Below are 26,626 nucleotides of genomic sequence, written 5' to 3'. Positions count from 1 at the left end.
CAGATAGCGAAAGTATTTGAGAATATAGAAAAAAAGCTGAGAGTTCTATCTCAGCTTTCTTTGTTATAGTCAAAGCGAATGACTTGCTCCGTTGCATCTACATGGGCGTGGACTCCGAAGGGGACAATGGCTCTTGGAGTTGCATGACCAACATTCAGATTATAGACAATTGGGATATTGCTATCGATGATATCCAAAAGTGCTTCTTTATAGTCGTCATAGAAAGTTTCATCCATAGGTTTTCCGACTAATAGTCCACTGATGACCTCGAATATACCCGTGTCCTTCAAAGTCCGCAACATCTTTTTGAAGTCGTCAGGTTCAGGCTTTTCTTGGCTTGTTTCTAGCAAGAGGATCTTTCCTTCCCAGTCTGACAAGTCGGGGAAAAGTTTGTATTTTTGGCAGAGGTCCGTGCTATCTGCGTGTAGAGAGTTGTCAAAAATATCATAGAGAGACTCAAGACAACCACCGAGGATTTCTCCCTCGAACTGAGCATTGCCTTGCAATAAGTCAAAACCTGTATTTGCATGGCTGACACGAGGTGTTCCCAAGGCTTTGGGACTAAAATCAGTCCGTTCCTCATACCAAACGTTACTAGGGCGAATTTCTGAGATTCTTCCCGTCTCAATCAATTCTTTGAAGTAGTGGAGGCTATATGGCAACATTTCTTTGTCTAACTCACAAATGTCTGCTAGAAATGATTGGCCGTAAAAAGTCTTGATTCCTAGTTTATGCAACATGAGATGGTTCATGGTCGTATCCGAGAAACCGAGAAAAATCTTTGGTTTGATAACCTTTTGTAGTTGGTCATTTTCAAAAAGATAAGGTAGCAAGCGATAGGTATCGTTTCCACCAATGGCGCATAGGATCATGTCGATGCTATCATCAGAAAAGGCCTGAATCAAATCCTCTGCACGAGCTTCAGGATGTTCTTTGATAAAATCTAAGCCTTTTAGCGAATGAGGTAAAAAGATAGGGTTGAGTCCGAGGTCCTTGAGACGTTGAATACCCAAGTCCACTTCGTGCTTGACAAAGTCTTCACCCATAGTCCCACTAGATAAACTTACAATACCAATAGTAGAAGTCATATATTATCCTCCTAAAAATAAATTGATGCTATTGTATCATAAAAAGTGATAGAAAAATATAAGGACTAGCGTTAGAGATACGATTTTATGTCAATAAAGCAATATAAAAATAACCGCTCGATGTGCTTACTTCAGAATATAGGCAAGCCCTTCTAGAAGTTGGTTACCACGTAGTTAAATCTCTTAGGAATATTGATGTAACGGAATTTATAAGAGTTTTTTACTTTATAATACTCTAAAAGAAAAAGATTGAAGAAAGTTACCTAAAATGAACTTTTTCTTCAATCTGTTTTTAAAATAATTTAGGAAATTGTGTTACAATGAAGAAAAATTACGAATAGTATAAGTGGAGGCGTTATGAAAGCAGAGATCATTGCAGTGGGAACCGAAATTCTCACAGGACAGATTGTCAATACCAATGCGCAATTCTTATCAGAAAAGTTGGCCGGTCTAGGGATCGACGTTTATTTCCAAACTGCAGTTGGGGATAATGCCGATCGTCTCTTGTCTGTTCTTGCGATTGCGCGTGATCGAAGTGATCTCGTCATCCTCACGGGAGGCCTCGGACCGACCGAAGACGACCTGACCAAGCAGACCCTAGCGCAGTTCTTGGGTAGAGACCTGACCTTTGATCCAGAAGCAATGGCCAAGTTGGATCGCTTCTTTGCCAGTCGGCCAGACCATGTCCGAACTCCCAACAATCTGAGACAAGCGCAAATAGTGACAGGCTCAACACCGCTCCAAAATTTGACTGGTTTGGCAGTGGGAGGGTTGATTGAAGTAGAGGGCGTTAGCTATGTGGTCTTGCCTGGTCCCCCTAGTGAACTGAAACCTATGGTTACTGATGAGTTAGTGCCCCTTCTAGCCACAGGCGAGAAGCTCTACTCACGCGTCTTGCGCTTTTTTGGAATCGGGGAAAGCCAGCTGGTAACCGTTCTAGCCGATGTGATTGATGGCCAGACTGACCCGACGGTGGCTCCTTATGCCAAGACCGGAGAAGTGACCTTGCGCTTGTCGACCAAGGCTGCGTCACAAGAGCAGGCTGATCAGAAATTGGATCAGTTGGAGCAAGTGATCCTTCGTCATGAGACTTTAGATGGTCAAGCCTTGAGCCAGCTCTTCTATGGCTATGGAGATGACAATTCCCTAGCTAAGGTTGCTTTTGAACTCTTGCGAGAGAGAGGTTTGACCCTAACCGCAGCAGAGAGCTTGACAGCCGGGATGTTCCAATCGACTCTGGCTAATTTCTCAGGAGCCTCAGCAGTCCTACCAGGAGGTTTCGTCACCTACAGCATAGAGGAAAAGAGCAAAATGCTCCAAATCCCCCTAGCTGAGTTGCAAGAACATGGAGTGGTCTCTGCCCATACAGCTGAGCGGATGGCGGCGCAAGCCCGTCTCTTAACAGGGGCTGATTATGGAGTTAGTCTGACAGGTGTTGCTGGCCCAGACAGTCTAGAAGGCCACCCAGCAGGGACCGTTTTTATTGGAATTGCAGGTCCTAAAGGAGTCCAATCGATCAAGGTCAATATCGCTGGCCGGAGTCGTATGGATGTTCGGAAAGTTGCAGTCCTCCATGCCTTTAATCTGGTACGCCGGACTGTATTATTAGATGAAAATTTGCTATAATGATAAGAAGCTTGTATAGCATTACGCTTTGAATATAGGAGAAAAGAATGGCGAAAAAACAGAAAAAATTAGATGATATCTCTAAGAAATTCGGAGACGAGCGTGAAAAAGCGCTCAATGATGCCCTAAAGTTGATCGAAAAAGACTTTGGTAAAGGATCCATCATGCGTCTGGGCGAACGCGCAGAGCAAAAAGTTCAAGTCATGAGCTCAGGTTCCTTGGCTCTTGATATTGCCTTGGGTGCTGGTGGTTATCCAAAAGGTCGGATCATCGAAATCTATGGTCCAGAATCATCTGGTAAAACAACCGTTGCCCTCCATGCAGTAGCGCAAGCACAGAAAGAAGGAGGCATTGCTGCCTTTATCGATGCCGAGCATGCCTTGGACCCATCTTATGCTGCAGCTCTTGGGGTTAATATTGATGAACTCCTCTTGTCTCAACCAGACTCAGGAGAACAAGGACTTGAAATTGCTGGTAAATTGATTGACTCTGGTGCCGTTGACTTGGTCGTTATCGACTCTGTTGCTGCCTTGGTCCCACGCGCAGAAATCGATGGAGATATCGGTGACAGCCACGTTGGTTTGCAAGCGCGGATGATGAGCCAGGCTATGCGTAAGCTTGGAGCTTCAATCAACAAGACCAAGACCATTGCTATCTTTATCAACCAATTGCGTGAAAAAGTTGGGGTCATGTTTGGGAATCCTGAAACCACACCTGGTGGTCGTGCCCTTAAATTCTACGCTTCTGTTCGTCTAGATGTTCGTGGAAATACTCAAATCAAAGGTACTGGGGACCAAAAAGATACCAACGTTGGTAAGGAAACCAAGATTAAGGTTGTGAAGAACAAGGTGGCTCCACCGTTCAAAGAAGCCATGGTTGAAATCATGTACGGAGAAGGAATTTCACGTACAGGCGAATTGCTAAAAATTGCAACAGACCTTGATTTGATCCAAAAAGCAGGGGCTTGGTATTCTTATAACGGTGAGAAGATTGGCCAAGGTTCTGAAAATGCTAAGAAGTACTTGGCAGACCATCCAGAAATTTTTGATGAGATTGACCACCAAGTGCGCGTGCGCTTCGGTTTGATCGATGATGACACTGCTGTAGTTGCACAAGATGAAGTAGCTGAAAGCCCACTTCTTGAAGAAGTAACACTAGATCTTGATGATGCCATTGAGATTGAAGAGTAATTTTTTTTAAAATAGGTCGAAAGACTGATGGTTTTTATGGTATAATATACTACAATGTTATTATCGTGTGGCGAAAGGAGTGCATGCATGATTAAAATTTACACAGTTTCAAGTTGCACGAGTTGTAAAAAAGCCAAAACTTGGCTAAATGCTCATCAGTTGATCTATAAAGAACAAAACCTTGGTAAAGAAGGGATTACAAAAGAAGAATTACTCGATATTTTGACCAAAACAGAAAATGGCATTGCAAGTATCGTTTCTTCAAAAAACCGATACGCTAAGAATCTAGGTGTCGATATTGAAGACCTCAGCATGAATGAAGTCATCGATATCATCTTAGAAACACCACGAATCTTGAAAAGTCCTATCCTAGTGGATAACAAGCGACTTCAAGTTGGTTATAAGGAAGATGATATTCGGGCCTTTTTACCACGTTCTGTACGAAATGTTGAAAATGCGGAGGCTCGCTTAAGAGCAGCCCTATAAGAACAAGTAGCCAAACATTGAGCTACTGAGAAGAGTCGAGATGTCAAAATCTCGACTTTTTCTTTTGTATCTGGCCAAAGAATCCACGAAAAAATGGTTGTAAGAATGTTTTTGCGGGGCATTCTATGGTACAATACTTCTGTGGGGAAAATCCCTTTTATAGAAGCTTATCAAAGGAGAAAACATGAAAAAGAAGCTTATTTGTCTCGGAGTCTTGCTCCTGACGCTGACAGCTTGTGGACAGAAGAAACAAGGGAAAACCGACTCTTCCAGTGTTCAAAAATCCAACAGTGCTAAAATTGAATCATTCAATAAAGAAAATCGAAATCTGTTAGAGAAGGCAGAAGAGCAGCAAGTCTTTACCAAACACTTTGTTCTTCCAACAGATGAGAAAGGTATTCGCCAAGAGCAGACCATCACCTATCAAGGGGAACAATTACAAAAATTGGTCATGACCAATACCACTCCTGCTAGTGATGAATTGAAAAAAGCCATTCAAGAGGTCGGCCTCGAAGAAACCCAACGATTGATGGTGGAGTCGATGGACAAGGATGAACAACTCCAACAGGCACGGACTCTTCCAGGCTTTACCATTGAACTGACCGTACCAAATGAAAATGAATACCAAACGGTCATCACCTATGACTTCACTCAGTTGGATACTAAAAAAGCGGTTGAGTTAGAGTACTTCAAATCGGCTAATATTGCAGATTTGTTGAAGTTGACACCAACAGAGTATATGAATAATCTACTCCGTAATGGAGCAAAAGAAGAATAAGGAGAAAACATGAAAAAATTTCTATTACTGGTCGTTGCTGGATTGCTTGTCTTGGTAGGTTGTGGGAATTCTCAATCAAAAGGGGGCAACTCCCTATCGAAAGATAGCGTCATCACTCGGACCTTTAAGATTGACAGAGATGTTGATGAGGTTGACGTGGTAGGTAAACAGGAAATCACAGTGACCGTATCCTACCAAGGAAAGAAATACAAAAAAGTTTCCATCAAACTAGCGACTCATGTATCGGATGAATTCAAAGCTGAAATCAAGAAGTTAATCGATGCTGAGGATGATAAAGAAGGTGCCAAGCAAGCCTTGATCGAAGGTTACGAAGGTGAAGGTGGCATTGATGAATTGAGAGACTACGATGGAATCACCGTGACATCAGATTGGACAGGTGAAGCAATGGTCTCTGAGATTGAGATTGACCCTGATAAAGTAGACTTCGATGACATTAAAAACAGCGAAGACTTGGGAGAAATTTGCAAAATGATCAAGACCTATTCTCCAACGCTCTTCATCAAAAACATGGAAAAAAATGGTTTTAAAGAAGTAAAATAAAGTCATTGAAAACTGTAGAAGATTGCTTTCGGAAACAAGTGATGAAAAGTCCAAGAAAGCCCATGAAATCAGTAATTTTCGTTTGAGAAAGTATGGCAATTATGATATAATAGTATGAATATAAAGAAAGAGGGTGGTATTGTGGGATTTACAGACGAAACAGTACGTTTTAATCTTGACGATTCAAACCGTAAAGAAATTAGTGATACATTAAAGGATGTCTACTTATCTTTGGATGAGAAGGGCTACAATCCAATCAATCAAATCGTTGGTTATGTACTCAGTGGTGATCCTGCTTATGTACCTCGTTATAACAACGCTCGCAACCAAATTCGTAAGTACGAACGAGATGAAATTGTTGAAGAATTGGTTCGTTACTACTTGAAAGGGCAAGGGATCGATCTCTAATGAGAATTATGGGACTAGACGTTGGCTCGAAGACTGTCGGAGTAGCCATCAGTGATCCATTAGGTTTTACTGCTCAAGGTCTGGAGATTATTCAGATTGATGAGGAGAAAGGAGAGTTTGGTTTTGACCGTCTCTCTGAAATGGTGAAGGAATACCGGGTTGATCGTTTTGTCGTTGGTTTGCCGAAAAACATGAACAACACAAGCGGTCCTCGAGTGGAAGCGAGTCAAGCTTATGGGAAGCGCCTTGAAGAGTTATTCAACTTGCCGGTTGAGTATCAGGACGAGCGTTTGACGACCGTTGCCGTAGAGCGAATGCTGATTGAACAAGCAGATATCAGCCGAAATAAGCGAAAAAAAGTAATTGATAAATTGGCTGCCCAGTTGATTTTGCAAAATTATTTAGATCGAAAATTTTAGAAAAAAGAGGAAATAAGATGGCACACAATCATGATCATGACCACAACCATGACGAACGCGAATTGATTACATTGGTAGATGAGCAAGGAAACGAAACCTTGTTTGAAATCCTTTTGACCATTGATGGAAAAGAAGAATTTGGTAAAAACTATGTTCTTTTGATTCCTGCAAATGCAGAAGAAGATGAAAACGGTGAAGTAGAAATCCAAGCTTACTCATTTACTGAAAACGAAGACGGAACAGAAGGCGACCTTCAACCAATCCCAGAAGATTCAGATGATGAATGGAACATGATTGAAGAAGTCTTCAACAGCTTTATGGAGGAGTGATACAGTCTGGGAGACTGTATCACCCTAACTCCAAGAGATTGGAAAGAGTTGGTAAGTCCAGTGGATGTTTTTAGCCCTGCTTCAAGAAACAAGAAAAAGCAGGAAGTCCGGGGGACGTTTTTAGCCTTGCGCTGAAAATGAAAACCGCAAGTAAGTCTGGGAGACTGTATCACCCCAACTCCAAGAGATTGGAAAGAGTTGGTAAGTCCAGTGGATGTTTTTAACCCAACTTCTAAAAATATTGGAAGTGAAATAAGAAACCAAAGAAATAGCAGAGCGTGAGCCAGCAACAAGGCTTGATCGCTCTTTTCTTTTAGGAGAAAGAAATGAATCAAATTGAAGAATGGATGAATAATCGAATTGGACTCAATTTTCGTTCAGGTTTAGGGCGGATGCAACAGGCTGTAAAGCTCTTAGGGGACCCTCATGAAGCTGTTCCGATGATCCATGTGACGGGGACCAACGGGAAGGGATCAACCATTGCGTTTATGCGCCAACTATTCCAACAACATGGTCTGAAAGTAGGTACCTTTACTTCTCCGCATATCGTTAGTATGCATGATCGGATTTGTATCAATGGGCAACCGATTTCGGATCAGGACCTGATTCGCTTGGGTCAGAGCATCCAAGCGATGGAGTCACAGCTTCTCGAGACCCACGACCAACTGTCTTACTTTGAGATTATCACCCTCTTGGCCTTTTTGTATTTCCATGAACAAAAAGTAGACCTGGCCTTGATAGAGGTTGGGATCGGAGGGCTCCTTGATACGACCAACGTCATCACAGGAGAGGTAGCAGTGATCACCTCAGTAGGGCTGGATCACCAGGAGACCTTGGGAGGAAGCCTAGAGGCCATTGCTAGGCAAAAAGCTGGGATCTTTAAAGCCGGGAAGCCGGCTGTTATCGGTCCACTGGCTAAAGAGGCTGAGAAAGTCTGCATAGAAAAGGCCCAAGCAATAGGCTGTCCGCTAGCTCGCTATGGAGAAGATTTCCAACTGGTGAAGGGCGTCTTTCAAGATGCGCAGCATCGGTTTGACTCACTAAAAATTGGGCTCAATGGAGCTTATCAGGAAGAGAATGCTGCGGTGGCTCTCGAAGCCTTTCTCCTCTTCATGGAGCAGAGAGGTCTGGCGGTCGATGAAAACGGTGTTCGGGAGGCTTTGCAAGCGACTAGCTGGCCGGGTCGTCTGGAAAACTTTAGCCAAGGCATCTATCTAGATGGCGCTCATAACCCCCATGCCATCCACCGCTTGGTCGAATATGCCCGCACTTTTTCAGATAAGCGCGTGAAGATCCTCTTTGGTGCTTTAAAACGCAAGGATTACCAGGGAATGTTGGAGATCTTTGCAAGCGATTTGCCGGAGGCGGACTTGACGGTGACGACCTTTGCTTATGGGGAAGTGGTCCAAGAGGCGGATGGCTTAGGCTATCCTTATGTGGCGGATTTCAGAGATTATTTGCAAGATTTTTATAGCCGACAAGATGGTCAAGAGGTGCTCTTTGTCACTGGCTCTCTCTACTTTATTTCCGAAGTTCGCGCATATCTATTAGAGCAGGGAAAGAATCCTTTATAGGTAGCAACTCTCATCGGCCAGTCATAAAGATTGACCAAAAACAGGCTCTAACGTATACTAAAGGTGAGCCACAAATGAACGGGGAAGTCCGTTGAAAAGTTGGCGCGAAAGGAGACCATCCATGGCAAAGAAAGTAACTGCTTTATTAGTAACAGCTACAGTCCTCCTACTTGGAGCGTGTTCGAACCAGCAAACACCATCGCAAACGAACACGTCATCAAGTGCGACGACCACAACGGCAACTTCTTCTCAACAGACAACGACTAGTCCGCAGGTTAACCAAGCAGGTCTGAACGGAACCTATATGGGAATGGATGAAAGCGATCAAGTGACGCTCGTCATCGCTGGTGATTCAGGGACTTGGACGGCTGTAGAGGCAGATGGAGAGCAAGAGCTGAAACAGGTCAAGCTAGATGCTGCCAACCAGATCCTCTTTATCGGAGATGATGGCTACCGCTATCAACTGGAGGGGAAACAATTGACCCTGAAAGAAGCGGATCAAGACTTGGGTGATCAGGATACGATTGTTCTGACCAAGAAATAAACTAGCAGAAATGAGAGTGGGACAGAAATCCTAGCCTCTCAATTGTCTTTGGATTGTCGAGCAAGACGCAGTGGTTGAGTGGGCTCTACTACGCTGATTTTATCAGCTTTTACAGCCCTACTCAACTGTGCGGAGGTGGGACGACGAAATCGAATTCTAACGAATTACCGATTTCTGTCCCACTCTCTTTTTTCATTTTATCGGGTTTGCGCTCCCTTCTTAGAACTGGTATACTAGTAGGGATTATAAAAGAAGGAGAATGAGGGTGAGTTTTCGAAAGATTCGATTGTTAATGTCCAAATATGGGTTCAGTATCCTCTTTATGGGGTTTGAACTCTGGCTGTCCTTTGCGGCCTTCTTTTGGCTAAATGAATGGTTCCCAAATTGGATGTCTGTCACCATCATGGTTCTCTTGTATATCTCGACCATTTTGGCGATCGTCAACCGAAATATGCCTCCAGAGAGCAAGGTGACTTGGCTCCTGATTGCCGTCATCCCTGTCTTTGGTTCCCTTCTTTACCTCATGTTTGGGGAGCGGCGCCTGTCCAAAAAAGAAATGGTCCAGTTGGAAAATATGGAGTCCATGAATTTCCGTGAGGACAACAGCCGTGAGCTTCGCCTGCAATTGAAAGAAGAGAGTAAGAGCGTCTATGGGATGGTCAAGTCTATTCTGTCCATGGACCACAACGCAGACCTCTACAACGGGACGGCTTCGACCTTTTTCCCACTAGGGGACCAGATGCTCCCACAACTATTAGAGGATTTGCGCTCAGCCAAGAAATTTATCTTTCTTGAATTCTATATCATCGAGGAAGGTTTCATGTGGAACAGCATCCTAGAGATCCTACTTGAGAAAGTCAAAGAAGGGGTCGAAGTGAAGCTGCTCTACGATGATATTGGCTGTATGGCGACCCTGAAGGGAAACTACACCAGACGCTTGCGCAAATTAGGCATTGATGCCCATAAGTTTAACAAGGTGGTGCCACGATTGACGGCGGCTTATAACAATCGAGACCACCGCAAGATCTTGGTCATTGATGGCCAGATTGGCTATACAGGTGGCGTTAACCTAGCGGATGAGTATATCAACCAGAGAGAACGCTTCGATCATTGGAAGGATAGTGCAGTGCGCTTGGACGGCCGAGCCGTCAAGGCCTTGACGCGACTCTTTCTCATGAACTGGTACATCAACCAGGGAGAGATTGAAGATTTCGATAAATACCATATGGAAAACCAAGCGGTAGATGGAGAAGGCTTCTATATCCCCTTTGGGAGTGGACCGAAACCCATCTACAAGTCCCAGGTTGGTAAGTCTGTGTATCAGAATATCATCAATCAGGCAACAGACTATGTCTACATTACGACCCCTTATTTAATCATTGATTATGATTTGACGGAAGATATTCGAAATGCGGCTCTCCGTGGTGTCGATGTACGCATCGTGACCCCTTTCATTCCGGATAAAAAATTGATCCAAATCGTTACACGAGGGGCTTATCCAGACCTGATGGAAGCAGGGGTGAAAATCTATGAATACACCCCAGGCTTTATCCATAGCAAGCAAGTATTGGCCGACGATGAAGTCGCAGTAGTCGGGACCATTAACTTTGACTATCGGAGCCTAGTTCATCACTATGAGAATGCTGTCTGGATGTATCGAAGCCCAGAATTGACCAAGATCCGAGCGGATTTTGAAGAGATATTCTTCGTATCTCAGCAGATCCAGTTGGACACTTTCCGGATCACCTGGTACCAGCATTTGATCAAAGAAATTATGCAGTTATTTGCGCCCATGCTATAGGTGCTTAGACCCCTCCATAATAGAAGGGGTCTTTTTTATTACGAAGGAGAGACAAAATATTACAATTTCCTTACATAGGCTTGTCTAAGAATGTTCAAGGGGGCTATTTTTGGTATAATGAACATAATCTATAAAAAATAAGGAGAACTTATGAAAAAGCTCGTAAAATATGGTGTCTTACCAGCCTGCTTGTTGTTGTTGGCAGCTTGTTCGTCAAAACCAGCTACTGAGAAAAAACCAGCCAAAGAGGACAAGGTAGAACAATCTAGCGAATCAAAAGAAGAAAAAACAAAAAAACAAATTGAGAAAGATGGAGATATCATTCTTCGTGCCATCTTCACGGACCATTCTTCTGGTTTCACAACTTTGATGGGAACATCCGTTGATAAGTGGAAAAAACAAATTACAGAAAAATTTGTTGATGAAAATGCATCAAAATATCTACCTGCAGAAGACTTCACGCTTGAACTGACAACTGAAACATTCACTCCAGAAAAAATCTTGGAATTGTTTGACCAAGCTCGTTTCAAAGTGTTAGCAACGATTGGTGATGACTATGAAATCACTAAGGTTGAAGACGAAGGAGATACTGCGACAGTTACCTTCAAATCTCGTGCGATTGCAACACGTGACTTGGCTAACTTGATCAACCGTGCAAAATCTAGTCTGTTTGAAAACGGAATTGAAGATGTTAAAAAATTAGAAGACAACACAGATCCAGATCTAGAAAAACGCTTGTCTCTATTGAACAACTTCTTGTTCTACTATGCCTTTGATCGTTTGAATGAAGACTTTGGTTACATCGAACCACGCGAGTACACTTTGGAATTGACTAAAACCAAAGAAGGACGTTACATCCTTAGCGATGAAAGCTTCCTTGAATTGCGTAAGGAAATCTTTGTAAACGAATATTCTGCTGATGGAGCTGAAACTCGTAAAGGAAGCAATTCCTCACAGAGTGACTCAACTAGCAAGGATTCAGATACAAGTTCAACCTCAAAAGATAAAGTATAAATCCATAAAAAAGGTGAGTTTCCTCACCTTCAGATTGAAGATAAAGTCTTCCGAAAAACTTTCCTTAGGTGAGTGCGGACGTCAGCGAACTTCGAAGAAGTTCCATGACTTAGTTTTGAGCCTAGGGTCTCAAAACTCCCGAGTGCCTGAAATTATTGTGTTTCAGGCACTTTTCTCACAGCGGAAAGTTTTTAATCTTCTTAAATGGCAAAATAAATCATTTTTGAAGAGTAACTAGCTGTTTTATGTAAAATAATAGTTTATCTACATTCAAAAAGGTGAGTTTCCTCACCTTTTTATTTACTCATTTCTTTGTCCCATATTGCTGTACAGAGAGCTCAGAATAGTATAAAATTAATAGTGGAGAATTGGGCCTAGATTCCGATTTTTAGGATGATTTTATGTTATAATATTTAAGAAAATAGTATGGGGGATAAAATGAATCAAAGCAGAAAAAACAAACGCTCAACTAGAACTAGCAGTTGGGATCAGCTACGGATTGTCAATAGCGGTCTCTGGGTCTTAACGCTACTTGTGGCTGGGCTCTTTATTTATAATGTCTTTAGCTACAATATCCTAGCCTTCCGTTATTTGAATATCCTTGTGACGACCTTGCTAGTTGGCGGACTTTTTTTAACCTTGGGTTTGATCCTTGCAGGCAAGGCTAAAAAGACGACGCTATTTTTATTGGTTTTAGGGTTGCTAGGAACCTCTGTGGGGACCTATGTTACCCAGCAATTGGTCGATGTCGCTGGAAATGTGAACAGAAATGCCAATTATACGGAATTTGAAATGGCTGTCTATGTCAAAGATGATAGCCCAATCCAAGATATCAAAGAAATCAGCAGTGTAGCAGCGCCTACGGGGAATAATAATGCAGATGATCTGATGGCCCTAGTAGAGGAAGTGAAGAAAACGCGCCAGCATGACTTGACCATCGAAGATGTGGAATCTTATGCGGCAGCCTACCAGGCCCTACAAGAAGACAAGACGAAAGCCATCGTCCTGAATAGTACCTTTGAAGATACTGTAGCAAGTGTGGATGCTGACTACGCAAAAAAAATAAAGAAAATCTACTCTTACAAGATCCGTCGCCAAGTGGAAACCAAGGCAAAGGCAGATGCCAATGCGGATACCTTTAACATCTATGTCAGCGGGATTGACACTTACGGTCCAGTCACTTCGGTTTCTCGGTCTGATGTCAATATTATCATGACGGTCAATCGAAAGACCAAGCAAGTCTTGCTGACCACGACTCCGCGTGACGCCTATGTTCCAATTGCTGATGGCGGGAACAACCAAGGGGATAAGTTGACCCACGCTGGGATTTACGGAGTAGATGCGTCTATTCATACCTTAGAAAATCTGTACGACATCAAGATTGACTACTATGTCCGCTTGAACTTCACATCCTTCTTGAAGCTTGTCGACCTCGTCGGAGGGATTGATGTAGAAAATGATCAAGAGTTTACAAGTCTACACGGGAACTACCACTTCCCTGTAGGGAAAGTCCACTTGAATTCGGAACAGGCCCTTGGCTTTGTCCGTGAACGCTACTCTCTCGAAGGTGGAGACAACGATCGTGGGAAGAACCAAGAAAAAGTCATCGCAGCCATTATCCATAAATTAACATCGACCAAAGCATTGAGCAATTACAACGAAATCGTTTCTGGTTTACAAGATTCCTTGCAAACCAATATGCCCTTGCCAACCATTATGAATTTGGTCAATACACAGTTGGAGACTGGTGGAAGCTACAAGGTGACTTCACAAGCTGTCATTGGACAAGGACGAAATGACTTGCCTTCATATGCGATGCCAGGATCTGCTCTTTACATGATGGAGCTGAATGCTGATAGCGTGGCACAAGCCAAAGAAAAAATAAACCAAACCATGGAAGGAAAAAACAATGATTGATATTCATTCACACATTGTCTTTGATGTGGATGATGGACCAAAGACGATTGAGGATAGCAAGCTCCTCATCGAGGAAAGCTACCGTCAAGGGGTTCGTACCATCGTTTCGACGTCCCATCGTCGAAAAGGGATGTTTGAAACCCCAGAAGAAAAGATCTATCAAAACTACTTGGCAGTAAAAGAGATGGTAGAGACCTATCTGCCTGAAATGAAACTGCATTTCGGAGCAGAAATCTACTATACGCGAGATATCCTAGAAAAGCTAGAAGCCGGGACTATTCCAACGCTTGCTGAGACCAGTTTTGCCTTGATCGAGTTTAGTATGGCGACCCCCTACAAGGAGATTCACCAGGCCTTAAGTGCAGTTTTGCGCTTAGGAGTGACTCCGGTGGTTGCCCACATTGAACGCTACCACTGTTTGGAAAAAAATGAAAAACGGGTGCGAGAATTAATCCGAATGGGATGCTATACCCAGATCAATAGTTCGAGTGTCCTCAAGCCGAAGTTGTTTGGTGATCGCTATAAGTTCATGAAACATCGTGCCCAATATTTCTTGGATAAGGACTTGGTCCATTTTGTTGCCAGCGATATGCACAATGTTGATCAGCGCCCTCCATACATGGACCAGGCTTATCAGTTGATTGAAAAACGCTACGGTAGTGACCGGGCGCGTGCCCTTTTTGTTGAAAATCAGCAAACATTATTGGATGACGAATTGTTTTAATCATCAAGTTCCATCACGGAGATTGAAAAGGAGAAAGTGAATATGAAAAACCAAGAGAGCAAAGAGATCGAATTGGATGTGGTCTCCCTCTTTAAAACCTTATGGCGTCGTAAATTCTCAATTATCATTACGGCCTTGCTATTTGCGATCGGAGCCCTAGGCTACAGCGCATTTGTGGCGAAGAAAATCTACCAAAGTACCAGTCGTATCTACGTGGTCAGCCGTCAGAATCAAGAAAACAATGCCTTGACCAACCAAGATCTTCAAGCGGGATCCTACTTGGTTAAAGACTATCGCGAGATTATCCTTTCTCAAAACGTCTTGAACCAGGCTATTGAAGAGTTGAAGTTGGAAATGACGCCAGCAGAGCTTGCTAAGAAAGTCTCAGTAGCAGTTCCGACAGATACTCGGATTTTGTCTATCACAGCATCAGATCCAGATCCCAAAGAAGCAGCTCGGATCGCGAATGGTTTGAAAGATGTAGCGGCAGAAAAAATTATTGCTGTAACCAAGGTGTCTGACGTGACGACTTTGGATGAGGCTGTCGTACCGCAAAATCCTTCTTCACCAAATATCAAACGAAATGTTGTCATTGGCTTTGTCCTTGGTGGTGTCTTGATTTCCATTCTGGTGATCTTGTCAGAGGTATTGGATGACCGTGTGAAGAAACCAGAAGATATCGAAGAAGTGATGGGCATCACACTATTAGGTGTGATCCCTAGTGTGAAGAAACTGTAAGAGGGAGAATTCATGGCAACCTTAGAAATTGTAAAAAGCAAATTAGCAGCGATGACTCAGGCTGAAGAGTATTTCAATGCCTTGAGTACCAATATTCAGTTGAGTGGGACCAATATTAAGGTCGTTGCCATCTCATCTGTGCAACCAAACGAAGGAAAATCAACCATTTCTACGAATTTGGCGACCGCCTTTGCGCGTGCGGGCTATCGTACCTTGTTGATCGATGCGGATATCCGTAACTCGGTCATGACAGGTGTCTTCAAGAGCCAAGGTCGTGTCGCAGGATTGACAGAAGTACTTTCTGGGAAGAGTGAGATCTCTCAAGCGATTGCGACGACAGATTATCCAAAACTGGATGTGCTCCTGGCAGGGCAGGTTTCTCCAAATCCAACGGGTCTCTTGCAAAGCAAAAACTTCGAGGTCATCATTGAGGCACTTCGCAATCACTATGACTATATCATTGTCGACACCCCACCAATTGGGATGGTGATTGATGCGGCGATTATTGCTCAACGCTGTGATGGTAGCTTGATTGTGACAGCAGCAGGAGCTGTTAGTCGCAAGGCTGTTCAAAAGGCCAAAGAGCAACTGGAGCAGACAGGGACACCATTCCTAGGAGTGGTCCTCAATAAATTTGATATTCAATTAGAAAAATATGGTTCCTATGGTAATTACGGGAACTATGGCAATTATGGGAAAAAGAGATAAGGAATAGGATAGGGATATTATGACAGAAGGAAGGGGATTTCACAAATTTGCTTTGGCCTTTGTTCAAAGCTTACCAGTCTTAGTTGTGGCTTATTTGTTTAGTTTTGTGACAGAGACAGAAATCCACTCTAATACAATTTTCTATCTGTATTTGTTGCATTACGTAGCCTTTTACGTCAGCGATTACAACCAAGATTACTTCAAGCGGGGGCATCTAGTCGATTTCTTACAAACCTTGAAATACAGCTTGTGCTTCGCGCTTGCCATCAGTTTTTCGAGCTTCTTTTTGGAGGAGAAGTTCTCCCTCTCCCGTCGCGGAATGATTTATTTTCTGTTCCTGCTAACACTTGTCCTTTATTTGATGAACTACCTCATCAAACGCTACTGGAGACGCTTCTATTATAGTCTCAAAGGAAGTCACAAGATTCTCTTGATTACGGCTCATTCTCGTATGGATAAAGTCCTGGATCGACTCCTTTCGTCCAATGATAGCGGTGGGGAAGTGGTTGCGGTGACAGTATTAGACCGGCCAGACTTTCAACACCCCTCTGTTCGGGTTGTTCCAAAGGAAGACCTGTTGAATTTTGCGACCTATGAAGTGGTAGACGAAGTCTTTCTCAATCTTCCAAGTGAAGAGTATGATATTGGGGAGTATGTCTCACAATTTGAGACCATGGGGATCGACGTTACCGTCAACCTAAATGCTTTTGATTTGAACTTCGCCGGCAACAAACGGATTCGCGAAGTGGCTGGGCTCAATGTCGTCACCTTCTCGACCAACTTCTACAAACCTAGCCACGTGACGGCAAAACGTGTGATTGATATCTGTGGTTCTTTGGTGGGCCTGGTTATCTGTGGCTTGGTGGGTATCGTGTTGGTGCCCTTGATTCGCAAGGATGGAGGTCCAGCTATTTTCGCTCAGAAGCGGGTCGGGAAAAATGGCCGCTATTTCAAGTTTTATAAGTTCCGTTCTATGTATGTCGATGCAGAAGAACGGAAAAAAGAATTGATGGATCAAAACACCATGACCGGTGGCATGTTCAAAATGGACAATGACCCTCGGATTACACCGATTGGCCGCTTTATCCGCAAGACCAGTCTGGATGAGCTGCCACAATTCTTTAATGTCCTAAAAGGAGATATGAGTCTGGTTGGAACCCGTCCGCCAACAGTGGATGAGTATGAGAAGTACACTCCAGAACAAAAACGCCGCTTGAGCTTCAAGCCTGGAATTACAGGGCTTTGGCAGGTGAGTGGTCGTAGCGAAATTACAGACTTTGATGAAGTGGTTCGCTTAGATGTGTCCTATATTGATGATTGGACCATTTGGTCAGATATAAAAATCTTGCTGAAAACGATCAAAGTTGTATTTAAACGAGATGGAGCGAAGTAGAAAATGAGTAAAGTAAGACAGATTCAATTAGGAGAGTTGTCCTTATTAGAAAAGTATATTGAGATTTGTTCTAAGTACAATCTTCGCTATTATGCTTTAGGTGGGACTCTATTAGGAGCCATTCGTCACAAAGGATTCATTCCTTGGGATGATGATATGGATTTGGGGATGCCTAGAAAAGATTATGAAAAATTCCTGGAAATTTGCGAAAAGGAATTACCAGATCATGTTATCCTAAGAATCCATGACGATAATTTAGGTAACACCTCTATCATGGATACTTCCCTTCAAATTGAATTTGGTGGGGTTGTGTGTAGTCCGTTTATTGATGTGTTTCCTTTAGATGGTTATCCGTCAGATGGTTTCCACTATTTCTTGCATACTAATAAAATCAAGTATTACCGTGCCCTTTCAAAAATATCTGTCATCAATCGATTGCACAATCGGGACCGAGGATTCTTTGAAAATTCAATTGTGAAGGTTTCTAAGATCCTTCACTTGGACAAATTATTAAATACAGAAAAAATTAATCGGAAATTACAGAATACGATTAAACAATACGACTTTGAGACAAGTGCTCTTGTCGGAAACGTCTTAGGCTCATATCGTGAGAGAGAGTTGGCCTATAAAGAGGTGTTTGGGGAGCCACAACTCCTTGATTTTGAAACCATTAAAATCAGCGGACATGCTGATCCGGATGCTTATCTGACAAAGATTTATGGCGATTATATGAAGTTGCCAGAAGAATCAGAGCAAAAAGGTCACTTTGAATCCACTTGGGGAGAATAAGCTTGAAAAGTTTTACAATGATGGGGGTCAGAATTGACCCTTTAACAATGGTAGAAACCGTTGCTGCTACAGAACAATTCGTACGAGATAAAAAACCGCTCCATTTGATGGGGGTCAACGCAGACAAGATCAATCAATGTGCGACAGATGAGGCCATCAAGAAGATTGTCAATGAGTCTGAAATCATCAATGCAGACGGTGCTTCTGTCGTTCTCGCGGCACGCTATTTGGGCTATTCTGTGCCAGAACGCGTGGCAGGCATCGATTTGATGCAGGAATTGCTTCATTTGGCCAATGAAAAAGGCTACTCTGTCTACTTCTTCGGCGCAAAAGAGGAAGTCTTGACAGATATGTTAACTATCTTTAAAAAGGATTATCCGAATCTCCGAGTAGTGGGGCATCGCAATGGCTATTTCTCTGCTGAAGAGGAAGAGGCTATTCAAGAAGATATTCGTGAGAAGAATCCAGATTTTGTTTTTGTCGGCATCACCTCTCCTAAAAAGGAGTACTTGATCCAGAAGTTTATGGACAATGGAGTCAATTCTGTCTTTATGGGAGTGGGAGGAAGCTTTGATGTCCTCTCAGGTCATATCAAGCGGGCACCTATGTGGATGCAAAAAGCCAATCTGGAATGGTTGTTCCGTGTGGCCAACGAACCCAAACGGCTCTTTAAGCGCTATTTTGTAGGAAATGCCACTTTTATTAAGAGAGTAGTACATGAAAAACGGAAAGCAAAAAAATAATATTCTTCACATTTCGCGAACCATGGATATCGGTGGGGCGGAACGTATTGTCTATCAGTTGGCGACAGATCTTAAGGATGAATTTGATCAGGTTCATGTCGCATCAACTGGTGGATTGTGGGAAGAAAAACTGGCAGAGAATGGGATTCAACACCATAGGATTTTAGACGTCGATAGCAAACAGCCAGCTACGGTGCTCAAGATTCTTGCTAGTCTCTCCAAGATCATCAAAGAAAATGAGATTACTCTTGTCCACACCCATCACCGGATGGCTGCTTTCTATGTTCGTTTGTTGCAACTGCGCCATCCGAAATTGATCCATGTCTATACAGCCCATAATGTTTTTAAGGACAAATTGCCACTATACAAATTTGCCCTAGGCAAGGCTCGAACGGTTGCTGTCAGTCAAGCTGTCCAGGAAAATATCCTTAATGATGTAAGGTCGAAAAACTCTATTGTAATTTATAATGGAGTGAAAATGAAACAAAGTAAGCATACAGTAAATGAAATTACTCAGTGTGACGGTATCAAAATAGGTTGTATCGCTCGCCTTTCCGAACAAAAAGGTCTGCCCTATCTGATCCAAGCCATGTCACTAGTGGCAAATCCAAGTGTGTCCTTGTTTCTTGTCGGTGACGGAGAATTGAAAAATGATTTGATAAATCAAACAAAAGGGCTCGATCTGGAAGAAAGAATTCATTTTTTGGGCTACCGGAGTGACGTTGTAGAATGTATCAATAGCTTTGACTTTTGTGTTCTTCCATCAGTTTTTGAAGGATTTGGATTGGTTGCAATCGAGGCCTTTATGAACGGCAAAACGATGATCGCAACAGATATTCCAGGTGTGAACGAAGTAGTGAATTCTGAGAATGGGATCCTCGTCCCAGCTGAGAATCCACAAGCCTTAGCTCAAGCAATTAAAAAATTGGCAGAGAATCTTGAGGAAAGAGCCTCTTTAGCTGCTCAAGCAAAGAGAGATTATGATAACAAGTTTAGCTATCCGATCTTTTTAAACAACTATCGCAACTTTTACCAATCGATGAGGAAGGGCTCAAAATGAAAAAAGTAATGTTGGTGTTTGGGACGCGTCCAGAAGCCATTAAAATGTGTCCTTTGGTGAATGAACTCAAGCAGCACAATACGATTGAAACCGTAGTCTGTGTAACAGGGCAGCACAAGGAAATGTTAGAACAGGTCTTGGATGTCTTCCAAGTCACTCCAGATTATGATCTTGGTATCATGAAGGCCAACCAAACCTTGTTCACCATCACAACCTCTATTTTGGAAAAAATCCAACCAGTTTTGGAGCAGGAGCAACCTGATATTGTCCTCGTCCATGGGGATACCACAACCACCTTTGCGACAGCTTTGGCGGCCTTTTATATGGGCATCAAAGTGGGGCATGTGGAAGCAGGCTTACGGACATACAATCTTCAAAGCCCTTATCCCGAGGAGTTTAATCGTCAGGTTACCTCCATTGTGGCAGACTATAACTTTGCACCGACCCAAGTTTCAAAAGAAAACCTCTCAAAAGAGGGGCGTACCAATATCTTCGTTACAGGAAATACTGTTATTGATGCCTTAAAAACAACGGTAAGAGAAGACTACGACCACCCTATATTGGAGTGGGCAAAAGGGAGCAAGCTCATCATGTTGACGGCTCATCGTCGCGAAAATCTTGGAGAACCAATGGAACACATGTTCCGTGCGGTCAACCGGATTTTGGATGAGTTTGAAGATGTCAAGGTGGTCTATCCCATCCACAAAAATCCAAAGATCAGAGAATTGGCTAGCAAGATTTTTGGAGAGAATGAGCGAATGAAAATCATTGAGCCCTTGGAAGTGATTGATTTTCATAATTTCATGAACCAAAGCTATATGATTTTGACAGACTCAGGTGGCGTCCAAGAAGAAGCACCTTCTTTAGGAAAGCCTGTCCTTGTCATGCGCGACACGACAGAGCGCCCAGAAGGTGTGGCTGCAGGGACTCTGAAATTGGTCGGAACAGAAGAAGAAGCCATCTATCGCAATTTTAAGCTCCTTCTGGAAGACCAAGACGAATACAAAAAGATGAGCCAGGCAAGTAATCCTTACGGGGATGGAACAGCTTGTCAACAGATTGTAGAAATTATTATGAAGGGATTAGCATAATGGAAAAGGTTTCGATTGTCATACCGGTCTATAATGTCGAGGAGTATTTACAATATAGTGTCGGTAGTCTTAGACAACAGACCTATTCAAATATTGAAATCATCCTGGTCGATGATGGATCAACTGATCGTTCAGGAGAAATTTGTGACCAGTATGCTCAGGAAGATGACCGTATTCGAGTGCTCCATCTTCAAAATGGAGGATTATCTAATGCTCGAAATACAGGAGTAAAAGCTGCGACAACTGACTGGATTATCTTCCTTGATTCAGATGATTATTATGACATTAGAACAGTCGAATATTTGGTTGGCTTAAAAGAACAGTATAAAGTTGACCTTGTATCGACACCGGTTATTGAAGTCAGAAATCATGAGGACAAGGATTTTTCAGGAGATCTAAATGAAAAAAGTTCAAGGAAATTAGATCGTCATACAGCCCTCAAAGAAATGTTCTATGGTCACCACGTTGGAACTCATTCAGGAGGAAAACTATACAAGAAAGAGATCTTGCTCCAATACCCCTATCCAGAAGGAATGATCTACGAAGATTTGGCTGTTGCTTATGAACATATTGCTTGTTGTGAGGAAATTGCAGTTAGCGATCTAAATCTTTATAAATACTATCGAAGACCAGGGAGTATCGTCAATTCTTCTTATAGCGATCGGCTCTTGGATTTCTACAAGGCCATGGAATGGAACAGAGCCTATGTCGAGCGAGACTATCCTGATGATCCGGAAATGAAAAAAGCGCTCAATACCCGCTATGTCTTTAATGGCTTGCATGTGGTCCATGCTATGCTGGGTTCTCATATGTATGATCAGGTTAACAAAATTCGCAAAGAGTATCGTCGCTATTGGAAAGATATTCTAATCAATTCACATATTACAAGAAAAAATAAACTCAAATACCTTCTTTTGCTCCTTTCTCCTCATTTGTATCAAAAGGTAAGAGCAAGACTAGGCTAGATTGCTAAATAGCCATGTTCTAGAGAAGGAAAAAGAGAAATATCAGGAGGTTTAGGATGATTTATGCAGGGATTTTAGCAGGTGGGACAGGCTCACGGATGGGGATTACGGATATGCCTAAACAATTTTTGGATTTAGGTGGACGTCCTATTTTGATCCATACGGTTGAGAAGTTCTTATTGGTTCATGAGATTCAAAAGATTGTATTGGGGATTCATCCAGACTGGGTGACCTACACAGAAGACCTAGTTGACAAATACTTGGCCTCTTACAAGGGCCGGATCTTGGTTGTAGAGGGAGGAAGTGATCGCAACTCTACCATCGAAAACATCATCCTGGCTATCGATGAGCTGCAACCTTTGACAGATGAGGACATTATCGTCACCCATGATTCGGTTCGTCCATTTGTCAGCTTAAAAACCATCCAAGAGAACATTGAATTGGCCAAGAGCCATGATGTTGTGGATACAGTGGTCGAAGCGACCGATACCATTGTTCAAAGCTTGGACAATACCTTTATCACGGAGATCCCAGAGCGCCAATACCTTTATCAGGGTCAAACCCCTCAAACCTTCAAAATGAAAGACTTTCTTACCTTGTATCATGATTTAAGTGACCAACAAAAAGAAGTCTTGACAGATGCCTGCAAGATCTTTGTCATTAATGGCAAAAAAGTTGCCCTTGCAAAAGGGGAATATTCCAATATTAAAATTACGACGATTACAGATTTGAAAATTGCACGCGGTATGATTGAGGACAATTAATATGTTGAACCAAATCTTTCAGCTGACCCAGCCGAAAAATATTACCATCAAATACCAAGAAGAAGACATGAGCCGTGGAGACAAGGTGTTAATACGTCCTTATTATATGGCTATTTGTCATGCGGACCAACGTTACTATCAAGGAAAACGGGATCCTAAGGTGCTTAAAAAGAAATTACCCATGGCCCTGATCCATGAGTCGTCTGGTATCGTGGTAGCGGATCCTACGGGAACCTATCAACCAGGACAGATTGTGGCTATGGTTCCCAATCAACCTCCTCATCAAACAGAGGGTGTCTTCTTTGAAAATTATTTGGAGGGGACGCACTTCTTGTCTAGTGGCTTTAATGGCTTTATGCAGGAAGTTGTTGCCTTGCCACTGGATCGTGTAGTGGCTTATCCAGAGGAAGTTCGGGGTCCTGTGACAGCCTTAGCGGAATTTAGTAGTGTTGCCATGCATGCTATTCATCGCTTTGACCTCGTTGCTCACCAACGAAGAGAGTCCGTTTTGATTTTAGGAGACGGAAGTCTCTCTTATGTGGTTGCGACTTCTTTGCACTATCTATACCCAGATTTGAAGATAACTGTAGTTGGGCGCAACAGTGATAAACTGCAATTGTTTAATTTCATTCATCAAGCAATTCTGACCAGCGAGTTGACAGACGATCAACGGTTTGACCACGCCTTTGAGTGTACTGGTGGCCAAGGAAGTGAACCAGCCATCAATGATATTATTGATCATATCAAGCCTCAAGGAACCGTGATGTTAATGGGGGTTAGTGATAACCGGGTCGCAGTTAATACAAGAGATGTTCTTGAAAAGGGTTTGACTTTTGTAGGGTCTTCTCGCTCAGGTCGTGAAGATTTCGAACGGGCTGTAGAGATGCTGGCTAATCGTCGAGTCCAAAGCCGTTTGAAAAACATTATCCATGTTGATGGAGAAGTTCAAACCATTCCAGATATTCATCGAGCTTTTGCGACGGATTTGATCACACCGTTTAAAACGGTCTTCAAGTGGGGATTGTAGACAGTCATGAAAGTGTTAAAAAATTACGCCTATAATCTCTCCTACCAGTTGCTGGTGATTATCTTGCCGATTATCACCACCCCCTATGTGACGCGGGTCTTTAGCTCGAATGACTTGGGGACCTATGGCTATTTCAACTCCATCGTCACCTATTTTATCCTCTTGGCGACGCTAGGAGTGGCCAATTATGGAACTAAAGAGATCTCAGGACACCGGAAAGATATCCAGAAGAATTTCTGGGGGATTTATACCCTCCAGTTGGGGGCTACGATTTTATCTCTTACCCTTTATGTTCTTTTGTGTCTCACCCTACCTTCCATGCAAAATCCTGTTACTTATATCCTAGGACTTAGTTTGGTTTCTAAGGGACTCGACATTTCCTGGCTCTTTCAGGGATTAGAAGATTTTCGCAAGATTACGGTTCGGAATATCACGGTCAAACTAGTTGGAGTCATCTCCATCTTCTTGTTTGTCAAATCTGCCAATGATCTGTATCTCTATGTATTCTTACTGACCATCTTTGAGCTCTTAGGTCAGCTCAGTATGTGGCTACCTGCTCGGGAGTTCATTGGGAAAGCCCATTTTGATATGGCTTATGCACGGGTACATTTAAAGCCGGTCATTCTGCTCTTTCTACCGCAGATTGCCATCTCCCTCTATGTCACCTTGGATCGGACCATGCTGGGGGCTCTCGCCTCTACAAAGGATGTGGGGATTTATGACCAAGCCTTAAAACTGGTCAATATTTTGTTGACCTTGGTGACCTCACTGGGCAGTGTCATGTTGCCTCGGGTATCGAGCCTCTTATCCTCAGGAGACCACAAGGCGGTTAATAAGATGCACCAAATGTCCTTTTTGATTTATAATTTGGTCATTTTCCCCATTATTGCCGGCATGCTAATCGTCAATGATGACTTTGTTCAGTTCTTCCTAGGGAAGGACTTCCAGGATGCGCGTTATGCCATTGCCATCATGATTTTTAGAATGTTCTTTATCGGATGGACCAATATCATGGGGATTCAAATTCTGATCCCTCATAATAAAAATAAAGAATTTATGATTTCGACTACTGTACCTGCCATTGTCAGTGTCGGATTGAACCTCATCTTCCTACCAAAACTGGGCTTTATTGGAGCTGCGATTGTCTCAGTGTTGACAGAAGCTTTGGTATGGGGGATTCAACTCTACTTCACACGAGCTTATCTTAAAGAAGTGCCGATTATAGGCTCAATGATGAAGATTGTGCTCGCTTCAGGCCTCATGTATGGTCTCTTGCTACTAGTCAAGTCCATTGTCCATCTTTCGCCGACTCTGAATGTCGTTCTCTATGCTGGACTAGGTGGGGTCATCTATGGAACCTTGATTTTACTCTTCAAGGTGGTGGATGTGAAAGAGTTGAAACAGCAATTTACGAAACGTGCATAGAGCAAGACTCATCCATAAAGATGGAAGAGGTACTTGCTAGACGAAATAATGGTAACTATGAAAAGAGAGGCCGAGAAAGGAAAGATAAAAGATTCTTGATCAGCTTGGATATAAATAGTGGGATGGACACTTGTGTTTGGCACCAGACGAGCCTGTCTCTTGTTATCCTTGCTTTCGTGTTTTTTATCAATGTATTATCAATATGTTAAAAATGAAATTTGACGACCTCCTCGTAAGTGTTGTCGTAGCTATCGTCATATTCTTTAATAGCCTATCAACAACAATGTTGAATAAAGGGATTTTTCACATGAATGCAAGCACTCTTTTGTTAGTAGTCTTGCTATTAGCAGTGCGATTTTGGAACAAGATCAATGTTTCTTATACGTACTTGCTATTTTCATTAGCTTTACTATCAATTGGTGCCCTCGTATATGTGAGAACTGGGAGACTCAATTTTTTAGTCTATTCCTTATTGATGTCCTTGTTAATAAGTGCAGATAGGAAGGTTGTTTTACGAACCTATATCTTTGTTGGTGGAAGTGTTCTTGTATCAGTCTTCTTCTTATCTCTTTTAAAAGTCATTCCGAACTTGCAATATAGTCGGGGAGGCGTTATTCGGAATTCCTTTGGGTTTATCTATCCTACGGATTTTGCTTCGCACTGTTTTTATCTTTTCGTAGCGATTTCTTATCTATTGAAGAATCGCTATATCTGGCTACGGACCTTTGTTGGTCTCTTCTTGGCCGTCTTTCTCATCAAGTTTTGTGATGCTCGGATGAACGCCTATTCATTGTTGGTGGCAACCTTGATTTTTACTTTCTTCTATCTGACCAAGGAAAAGAGAATTGGGCTCTATGCCCTCATGCCCTACTCAGCTGCGCTCTTTTCTTCCCTCATCCTCTATCTGACTTATCACTTCTCATGGACTTCGCCTTTCTATGTAAAAATCAATCAATTGATTACAGGGCGCTTAGCCTTAGGGAAAAATGCCTTTAATTTATACGAACTAAATTGGTTTGGCACCAAAGGCGTTCAATTTATTGGTTCAGGGGGAAGTACAGAGTCTGTTCTCAGCTACAACTACGTCGATTCGTCCTACGTTCAAATGCTCTTCACTTATGGCATTATTCCGGTACTCACCCTCATTTTCATTTATATTCTAGTATCTAGGGACGAGTATAAGAGGGGGAGATATCTTTATGTTGCTATTCTTTCTTTGATCACTGTCAATTGTATGATTGAAGCCTTTTGGTTTGTACCTTCTTATAATATTTTTATGTTTATCCTCTTCACTCGAAACACGGTGGATGTTAACTCAACGGAAACAGTTGGTGAGCCAGTAACTGGTTAGCGACAAGCTCAGTAGAAGCTGGAGAAATTTCATCCTAGGAAAAAGGGATCACTCTTATTGGACATGTTATTTGTATCAGTCAGAGGCATGCTAAGTTAAAAACTGATGACCAT

The 26,626-nt window shown here is 42.6% G+C and carries 27 protein-coding genes; 26 read left to right on the top strand and 1 reads right to left on the bottom strand.

Annotation, left to right across the window (positions count from 1 at the left end; genetic code table 11):
- Window positions 1-50: 50 nt before the first annotated feature.
- The gene (locus tag ABT997_RS06475; protein ID WP_048715634.1) at window positions 51-1,088 is read right to left on the bottom strand and encodes a S66 family peptidase; all 1,038 of its coding nucleotides are present in this window, start codon (window positions 1,086-1,088) and stop codon (window positions 51-53) included.
- Window positions 1,089-1,445: 357 nt separating this feature from the next.
- Between ABT997_RS06475 and ABT997_RS06470 the strand changes: the two genes are divergently transcribed.
- From ABT997_RS06470 to ABT997_RS06345, 26 genes are all read left to right on the top strand, one after another.
- Window positions 1,446-2,714, top strand: a complete 1,269-nt coding sequence (locus ABT997_RS06470) for a competence/damage-inducible protein A (protein WP_350018994.1) — start codon at window positions 1,446-1,448, stop codon at window positions 2,712-2,714.
- A gap of 47 nt (window positions 2,715-2,761) precedes the next feature.
- Window positions 2,762-3,904, top strand: a complete 1,143-nt coding sequence (gene recA / locus ABT997_RS06465; protein WP_125335103.1) for a recombinase RecA — start codon at window positions 2,762-2,764, stop codon at window positions 3,902-3,904.
- An 87-nt stretch (window positions 3,905-3,991) separates the two neighbouring features.
- The gene (spx, locus tag ABT997_RS06460; RefSeq protein WP_006595399.1) at window positions 3,992-4,390 is read left to right on the top strand and encodes a transcriptional regulator Spx; all 399 of its coding nucleotides are present in this window, start codon (window positions 3,992-3,994) and stop codon (window positions 4,388-4,390) included.
- Window positions 4,391-4,574: 184 nt separating this feature from the next.
- Window positions 4,575-5,168: an SP0191 family lipoprotein gene (locus ABT997_RS06455; protein WP_350018993.1), complete on the top strand. Its 594-nt coding sequence runs from the start codon at window positions 4,575-4,577 to the stop codon at window positions 5,166-5,168.
- Between the two features lie 9 nt (window positions 5,169-5,177).
- Window positions 5,178-5,729, top strand: a complete 552-nt coding sequence (locus ABT997_RS06450; protein WP_125335099.1) for an SP0191 family lipoprotein — start codon at window positions 5,178-5,180, stop codon at window positions 5,727-5,729.
- A 141-nt stretch (window positions 5,730-5,870) separates the two neighbouring features.
- Window positions 5,871-6,137 carry an IreB family regulatory phosphoprotein gene (locus ABT997_RS06445; RefSeq protein ID WP_006597020.1) on the top strand — a complete coding sequence of 89 codons (267 nt, stop codon included), beginning with the start codon at window positions 5,871-5,873 and terminating at the stop codon, window positions 6,135-6,137.
- Window positions 6,137-6,556: a Holliday junction resolvase RuvX gene (gene ruvX / locus ABT997_RS06440; protein WP_350018992.1), complete on the top strand. Its 420-nt coding sequence runs from the start codon at window positions 6,137-6,139 to the stop codon at window positions 6,554-6,556. The genes ABT997_RS06445 and ruvX overlap by 1 nt, the downstream gene beginning before the upstream one ends.
- A 17-nt stretch (window positions 6,557-6,573) precedes the next feature.
- A complete protein-coding gene (locus tag ABT997_RS06435; RefSeq protein ID WP_006595405.1) occupies window positions 6,574-6,885 on the top strand; it encodes a DUF1292 domain-containing protein in 312 nt (103 codons plus the stop codon).
- Between the two features lie 326 nt (window positions 6,886-7,211).
- Entirely contained in the window at window positions 7,212-8,459 is a 1,248-nt protein-coding gene (locus ABT997_RS06430) for a bifunctional folylpolyglutamate synthase/dihydrofolate synthase (protein ID WP_350018991.1), read from the top strand.
- Window positions 8,460-8,580: 121 nt separating this feature from the next.
- Window positions 8,581-9,003 (top strand): SP_0198 family lipoprotein, encoded by a 423-nt coding sequence (locus ABT997_RS06425; protein ID WP_129822575.1) that lies wholly within the window; start codon window positions 8,581-8,583, stop codon window positions 9,001-9,003.
- A 265-nt stretch (window positions 9,004-9,268) separates the two neighbouring features.
- A complete protein-coding gene (cls, locus tag ABT997_RS06420; protein WP_350018990.1) occupies window positions 9,269-10,804 on the top strand; it encodes a cardiolipin synthase in 1,536 nt (511 codons plus the stop codon).
- 150 nt (window positions 10,805-10,954) lie between these two features.
- Entirely contained in the window at window positions 10,955-11,818 is an 864-nt protein-coding gene (locus ABT997_RS06415) for a hypothetical protein (protein ID WP_195324243.1), read from the top strand.
- 438 nt (window positions 11,819-12,256) lie between these two features.
- The gene (cpsA, locus tag ABT997_RS06410; protein WP_350018989.1) at window positions 12,257-13,735 is read left to right on the top strand and encodes an LCP family glycopolymer transferase CpsA; all 1,479 of its coding nucleotides are present in this window, start codon (window positions 12,257-12,259) and stop codon (window positions 13,733-13,735) included.
- The gene (cps4B, locus tag ABT997_RS06405; protein ID WP_129269788.1) at window positions 13,728-14,459 is read left to right on the top strand and encodes a capsular polysaccharide biosynthesis protein Cps4B; all 732 of its coding nucleotides are present in this window, start codon (window positions 13,728-13,730) and stop codon (window positions 14,457-14,459) included. Before cpsA ends, cps4B begins: the two co-directional genes overlap by 8 nt.
- 42 nt (window positions 14,460-14,501) lie before the next feature.
- The gene (locus ABT997_RS06400) at window positions 14,502-15,197 is read left to right on the top strand and encodes a Wzz/FepE/Etk N-terminal domain-containing protein (protein ID WP_314369293.1); all 696 of its coding nucleotides are present in this window, start codon (window positions 14,502-14,504) and stop codon (window positions 15,195-15,197) included.
- 12 nt (window positions 15,198-15,209) lie between these two features.
- A complete protein-coding gene (locus ABT997_RS06395) occupies window positions 15,210-15,905 on the top strand; it encodes a tyrosine-protein kinase (RefSeq protein WP_048715614.1) in 696 nt (231 codons plus the stop codon).
- 19 nt (window positions 15,906-15,924) lie between these two features.
- Window positions 15,925-17,298 (top strand): sugar transferase, encoded by a 1,374-nt coding sequence (locus ABT997_RS06390; RefSeq protein ID WP_129269792.1) that lies wholly within the window; start codon window positions 15,925-15,927, stop codon window positions 17,296-17,298.
- 3 nt (window positions 17,299-17,301) lie between these two features.
- Entirely contained in the window at window positions 17,302-18,087 is a 786-nt protein-coding gene (locus tag ABT997_RS06385; RefSeq protein WP_126404963.1) for a LicD family protein, read from the top strand.
- A gap of 17 nt (window positions 18,088-18,104) precedes the next feature.
- Window positions 18,105-18,830, top strand: a complete 726-nt coding sequence (locus ABT997_RS06380) for a WecB/TagA/CpsF family glycosyltransferase (RefSeq protein WP_414282147.1) — start codon at window positions 18,105-18,107, stop codon at window positions 18,828-18,830.
- Complete coding sequence (locus ABT997_RS06375) at window positions 18,805-19,890, top strand: glycosyltransferase family 4 protein (protein WP_350018988.1); 1,086 nt, start codon at window positions 18,805-18,807, stop codon at window positions 19,888-19,890. The genes ABT997_RS06380 and ABT997_RS06375 overlap by 26 nt, the downstream gene beginning before the upstream one ends.
- Window positions 19,887-20,981 (top strand): non-hydrolyzing UDP-N-acetylglucosamine 2-epimerase, encoded by a 1,095-nt coding sequence (gene wecB / locus ABT997_RS06370; protein ID WP_272080894.1) that lies wholly within the window; start codon window positions 19,887-19,889, stop codon window positions 20,979-20,981. Before ABT997_RS06375 ends, wecB begins: the two co-directional genes overlap by 4 nt.
- Window positions 20,981-21,946 (top strand): glycosyltransferase family 2 protein, encoded by a 966-nt coding sequence (locus tag ABT997_RS06365; RefSeq protein WP_129269802.1) that lies wholly within the window; start codon window positions 20,981-20,983, stop codon window positions 21,944-21,946. Before wecB ends, ABT997_RS06365 begins: the two co-directional genes overlap by 1 nt.
- Before the next feature lie 56 nt (window positions 21,947-22,002).
- Entirely contained in the window at window positions 22,003-22,710 is a 708-nt protein-coding gene (locus ABT997_RS06360) for an IspD/TarI family cytidylyltransferase (protein ID WP_350018987.1), read from the top strand.
- Between the two features lies 1 nt (window position 22,711).
- On the top strand, window positions 22,712-23,737 hold the full coding sequence (locus ABT997_RS06355; RefSeq protein ID WP_350018986.1) for a zinc-binding dehydrogenase: 1,026 nt from the start codon (window positions 22,712-22,714) through the stop codon (window positions 23,735-23,737).
- 6 nt (window positions 23,738-23,743) lie between these two features.
- Entirely contained in the window at window positions 23,744-25,162 is a 1,419-nt protein-coding gene (locus ABT997_RS06350) for a flippase (RefSeq protein ID WP_350018985.1), read from the top strand.
- A 202-nt stretch (window positions 25,163-25,364) separates the two neighbouring features.
- The gene (locus ABT997_RS06345; protein WP_350018984.1) at window positions 25,365-26,513 is read left to right on the top strand and encodes a polysaccharide polymerase; all 1,149 of its coding nucleotides are present in this window, start codon (window positions 25,365-25,367) and stop codon (window positions 26,511-26,513) included.
- Window positions 26,514-26,626 lie beyond the last annotated feature (113 nt).

This window comes from Streptococcus australis (assembly GCF_040226615.1).
Lineage (GTDB): Bacteria > Bacillota > Bacilli > Lactobacillales > Streptococcaceae > Streptococcus > Streptococcus australis_E.
Note: the sequence above shows the minus strand (reverse complement) of the source record. Positions and strands in the feature narration are given on the sequence as shown.

Bases quoted from the DNA above. Each gene is read 5' to 3' on its own strand.
- ABT997_RS06390 (WP_129269792.1), top strand. From the start codon at position 15,925: ATGACAGAAGGAAGGGGATTTCACAAATTTGCTTTGGCCTTTGTTCAA.
- ABT997_RS06415 (WP_195324243.1), top strand. From the start codon at position 10,955: ATGAAAAAGCTCGTAAAATATGGTGTCTTACCAGCCTGCTTGTTGTTG.
- ABT997_RS06375 (WP_350018988.1), top strand. From the start codon at position 18,805: ATGAAAAACGGAAAGCAAAAAAATAATATTCTTCACATTTCGCGAACC.
- ABT997_RS06380 (WP_414282147.1), top strand. From the start codon at position 18,105: ATGATGGGGGTCAGAATTGACCCTTTAACAATGGTAGAAACCGTTGCT.
- ABT997_RS06450 (WP_125335099.1), top strand. From the start codon at position 5,178: ATGAAAAAATTTCTATTACTGGTCGTTGCTGGATTGCTTGTCTTGGTA.
- ABT997_RS06355 (WP_350018986.1), top strand. From the start codon at position 22,712: ATGTTGAACCAAATCTTTCAGCTGACCCAGCCGAAAAATATTACCATC.
- cpsA (WP_350018989.1), top strand. From the start codon at position 12,257: ATGAATCAAAGCAGAAAAAACAAACGCTCAACTAGAACTAGCAGTTGG.
- ABT997_RS06430 (WP_350018991.1), top strand. From the start codon at position 7,212: ATGAATCAAATTGAAGAATGGATGAATAATCGAATTGGACTCAATTTT.
- ABT997_RS06400 (WP_314369293.1), top strand. From the start codon at position 14,502: ATGAAAAACCAAGAGAGCAAAGAGATCGAATTGGATGTGGTCTCCCTC.
- ABT997_RS06345 (WP_350018984.1), top strand. From the start codon at position 25,365: ATGTTAAAAATGAAATTTGACGACCTCCTCGTAAGTGTTGTCGTAGCT.
- ruvX (WP_350018992.1), top strand. From the start codon at position 6,137: ATGAGAATTATGGGACTAGACGTTGGCTCGAAGACTGTCGGAGTAGCC.
- ABT997_RS06435 (WP_006595405.1), top strand. From the start codon at position 6,574: ATGGCACACAATCATGATCATGACCACAACCATGACGAACGCGAATTG.
- ABT997_RS06455 (WP_350018993.1), top strand. From the start codon at position 4,575: ATGAAAAAGAAGCTTATTTGTCTCGGAGTCTTGCTCCTGACGCTGACA.
- ABT997_RS06475 (WP_048715634.1), bottom strand. From the start codon at position 1,088: ATGACTTCTACTATTGGTATTGTAAGTTTATCTAGTGGGACTATGGGT.
- ABT997_RS06470 (WP_350018994.1), top strand. From the start codon at position 1,446: ATGAAAGCAGAGATCATTGCAGTGGGAACCGAAATTCTCACAGGACAG.
- ABT997_RS06395 (WP_048715614.1), top strand. From the start codon at position 15,210: ATGGCAACCTTAGAAATTGTAAAAAGCAAATTAGCAGCGATGACTCAG.
- ABT997_RS06425 (WP_129822575.1), top strand. From the start codon at position 8,581: ATGGCAAAGAAAGTAACTGCTTTATTAGTAACAGCTACAGTCCTCCTA.
- cps4B (WP_129269788.1), top strand. From the start codon at position 13,728: ATGATTGATATTCATTCACACATTGTCTTTGATGTGGATGATGGACCA.
- spx (WP_006595399.1), top strand. From the start codon at position 3,992: ATGATTAAAATTTACACAGTTTCAAGTTGCACGAGTTGTAAAAAAGCC.
- wecB (WP_272080894.1), top strand. From the start codon at position 19,887: ATGAAAAAAGTAATGTTGGTGTTTGGGACGCGTCCAGAAGCCATTAAA.
- ABT997_RS06350 (WP_350018985.1), top strand. From the start codon at position 23,744: ATGAAAGTGTTAAAAAATTACGCCTATAATCTCTCCTACCAGTTGCTG.
- ABT997_RS06360 (WP_350018987.1), top strand. From the start codon at position 22,003: ATGATTTATGCAGGGATTTTAGCAGGTGGGACAGGCTCACGGATGGGG.
- recA (WP_125335103.1), top strand. From the start codon at position 2,762: ATGGCGAAAAAACAGAAAAAATTAGATGATATCTCTAAGAAATTCGGA.
- ABT997_RS06365 (WP_129269802.1), top strand. From the start codon at position 20,981: ATGGAAAAGGTTTCGATTGTCATACCGGTCTATAATGTCGAGGAGTAT.
- ABT997_RS06385 (WP_126404963.1), top strand. From the start codon at position 17,302: ATGAGTAAAGTAAGACAGATTCAATTAGGAGAGTTGTCCTTATTAGAA.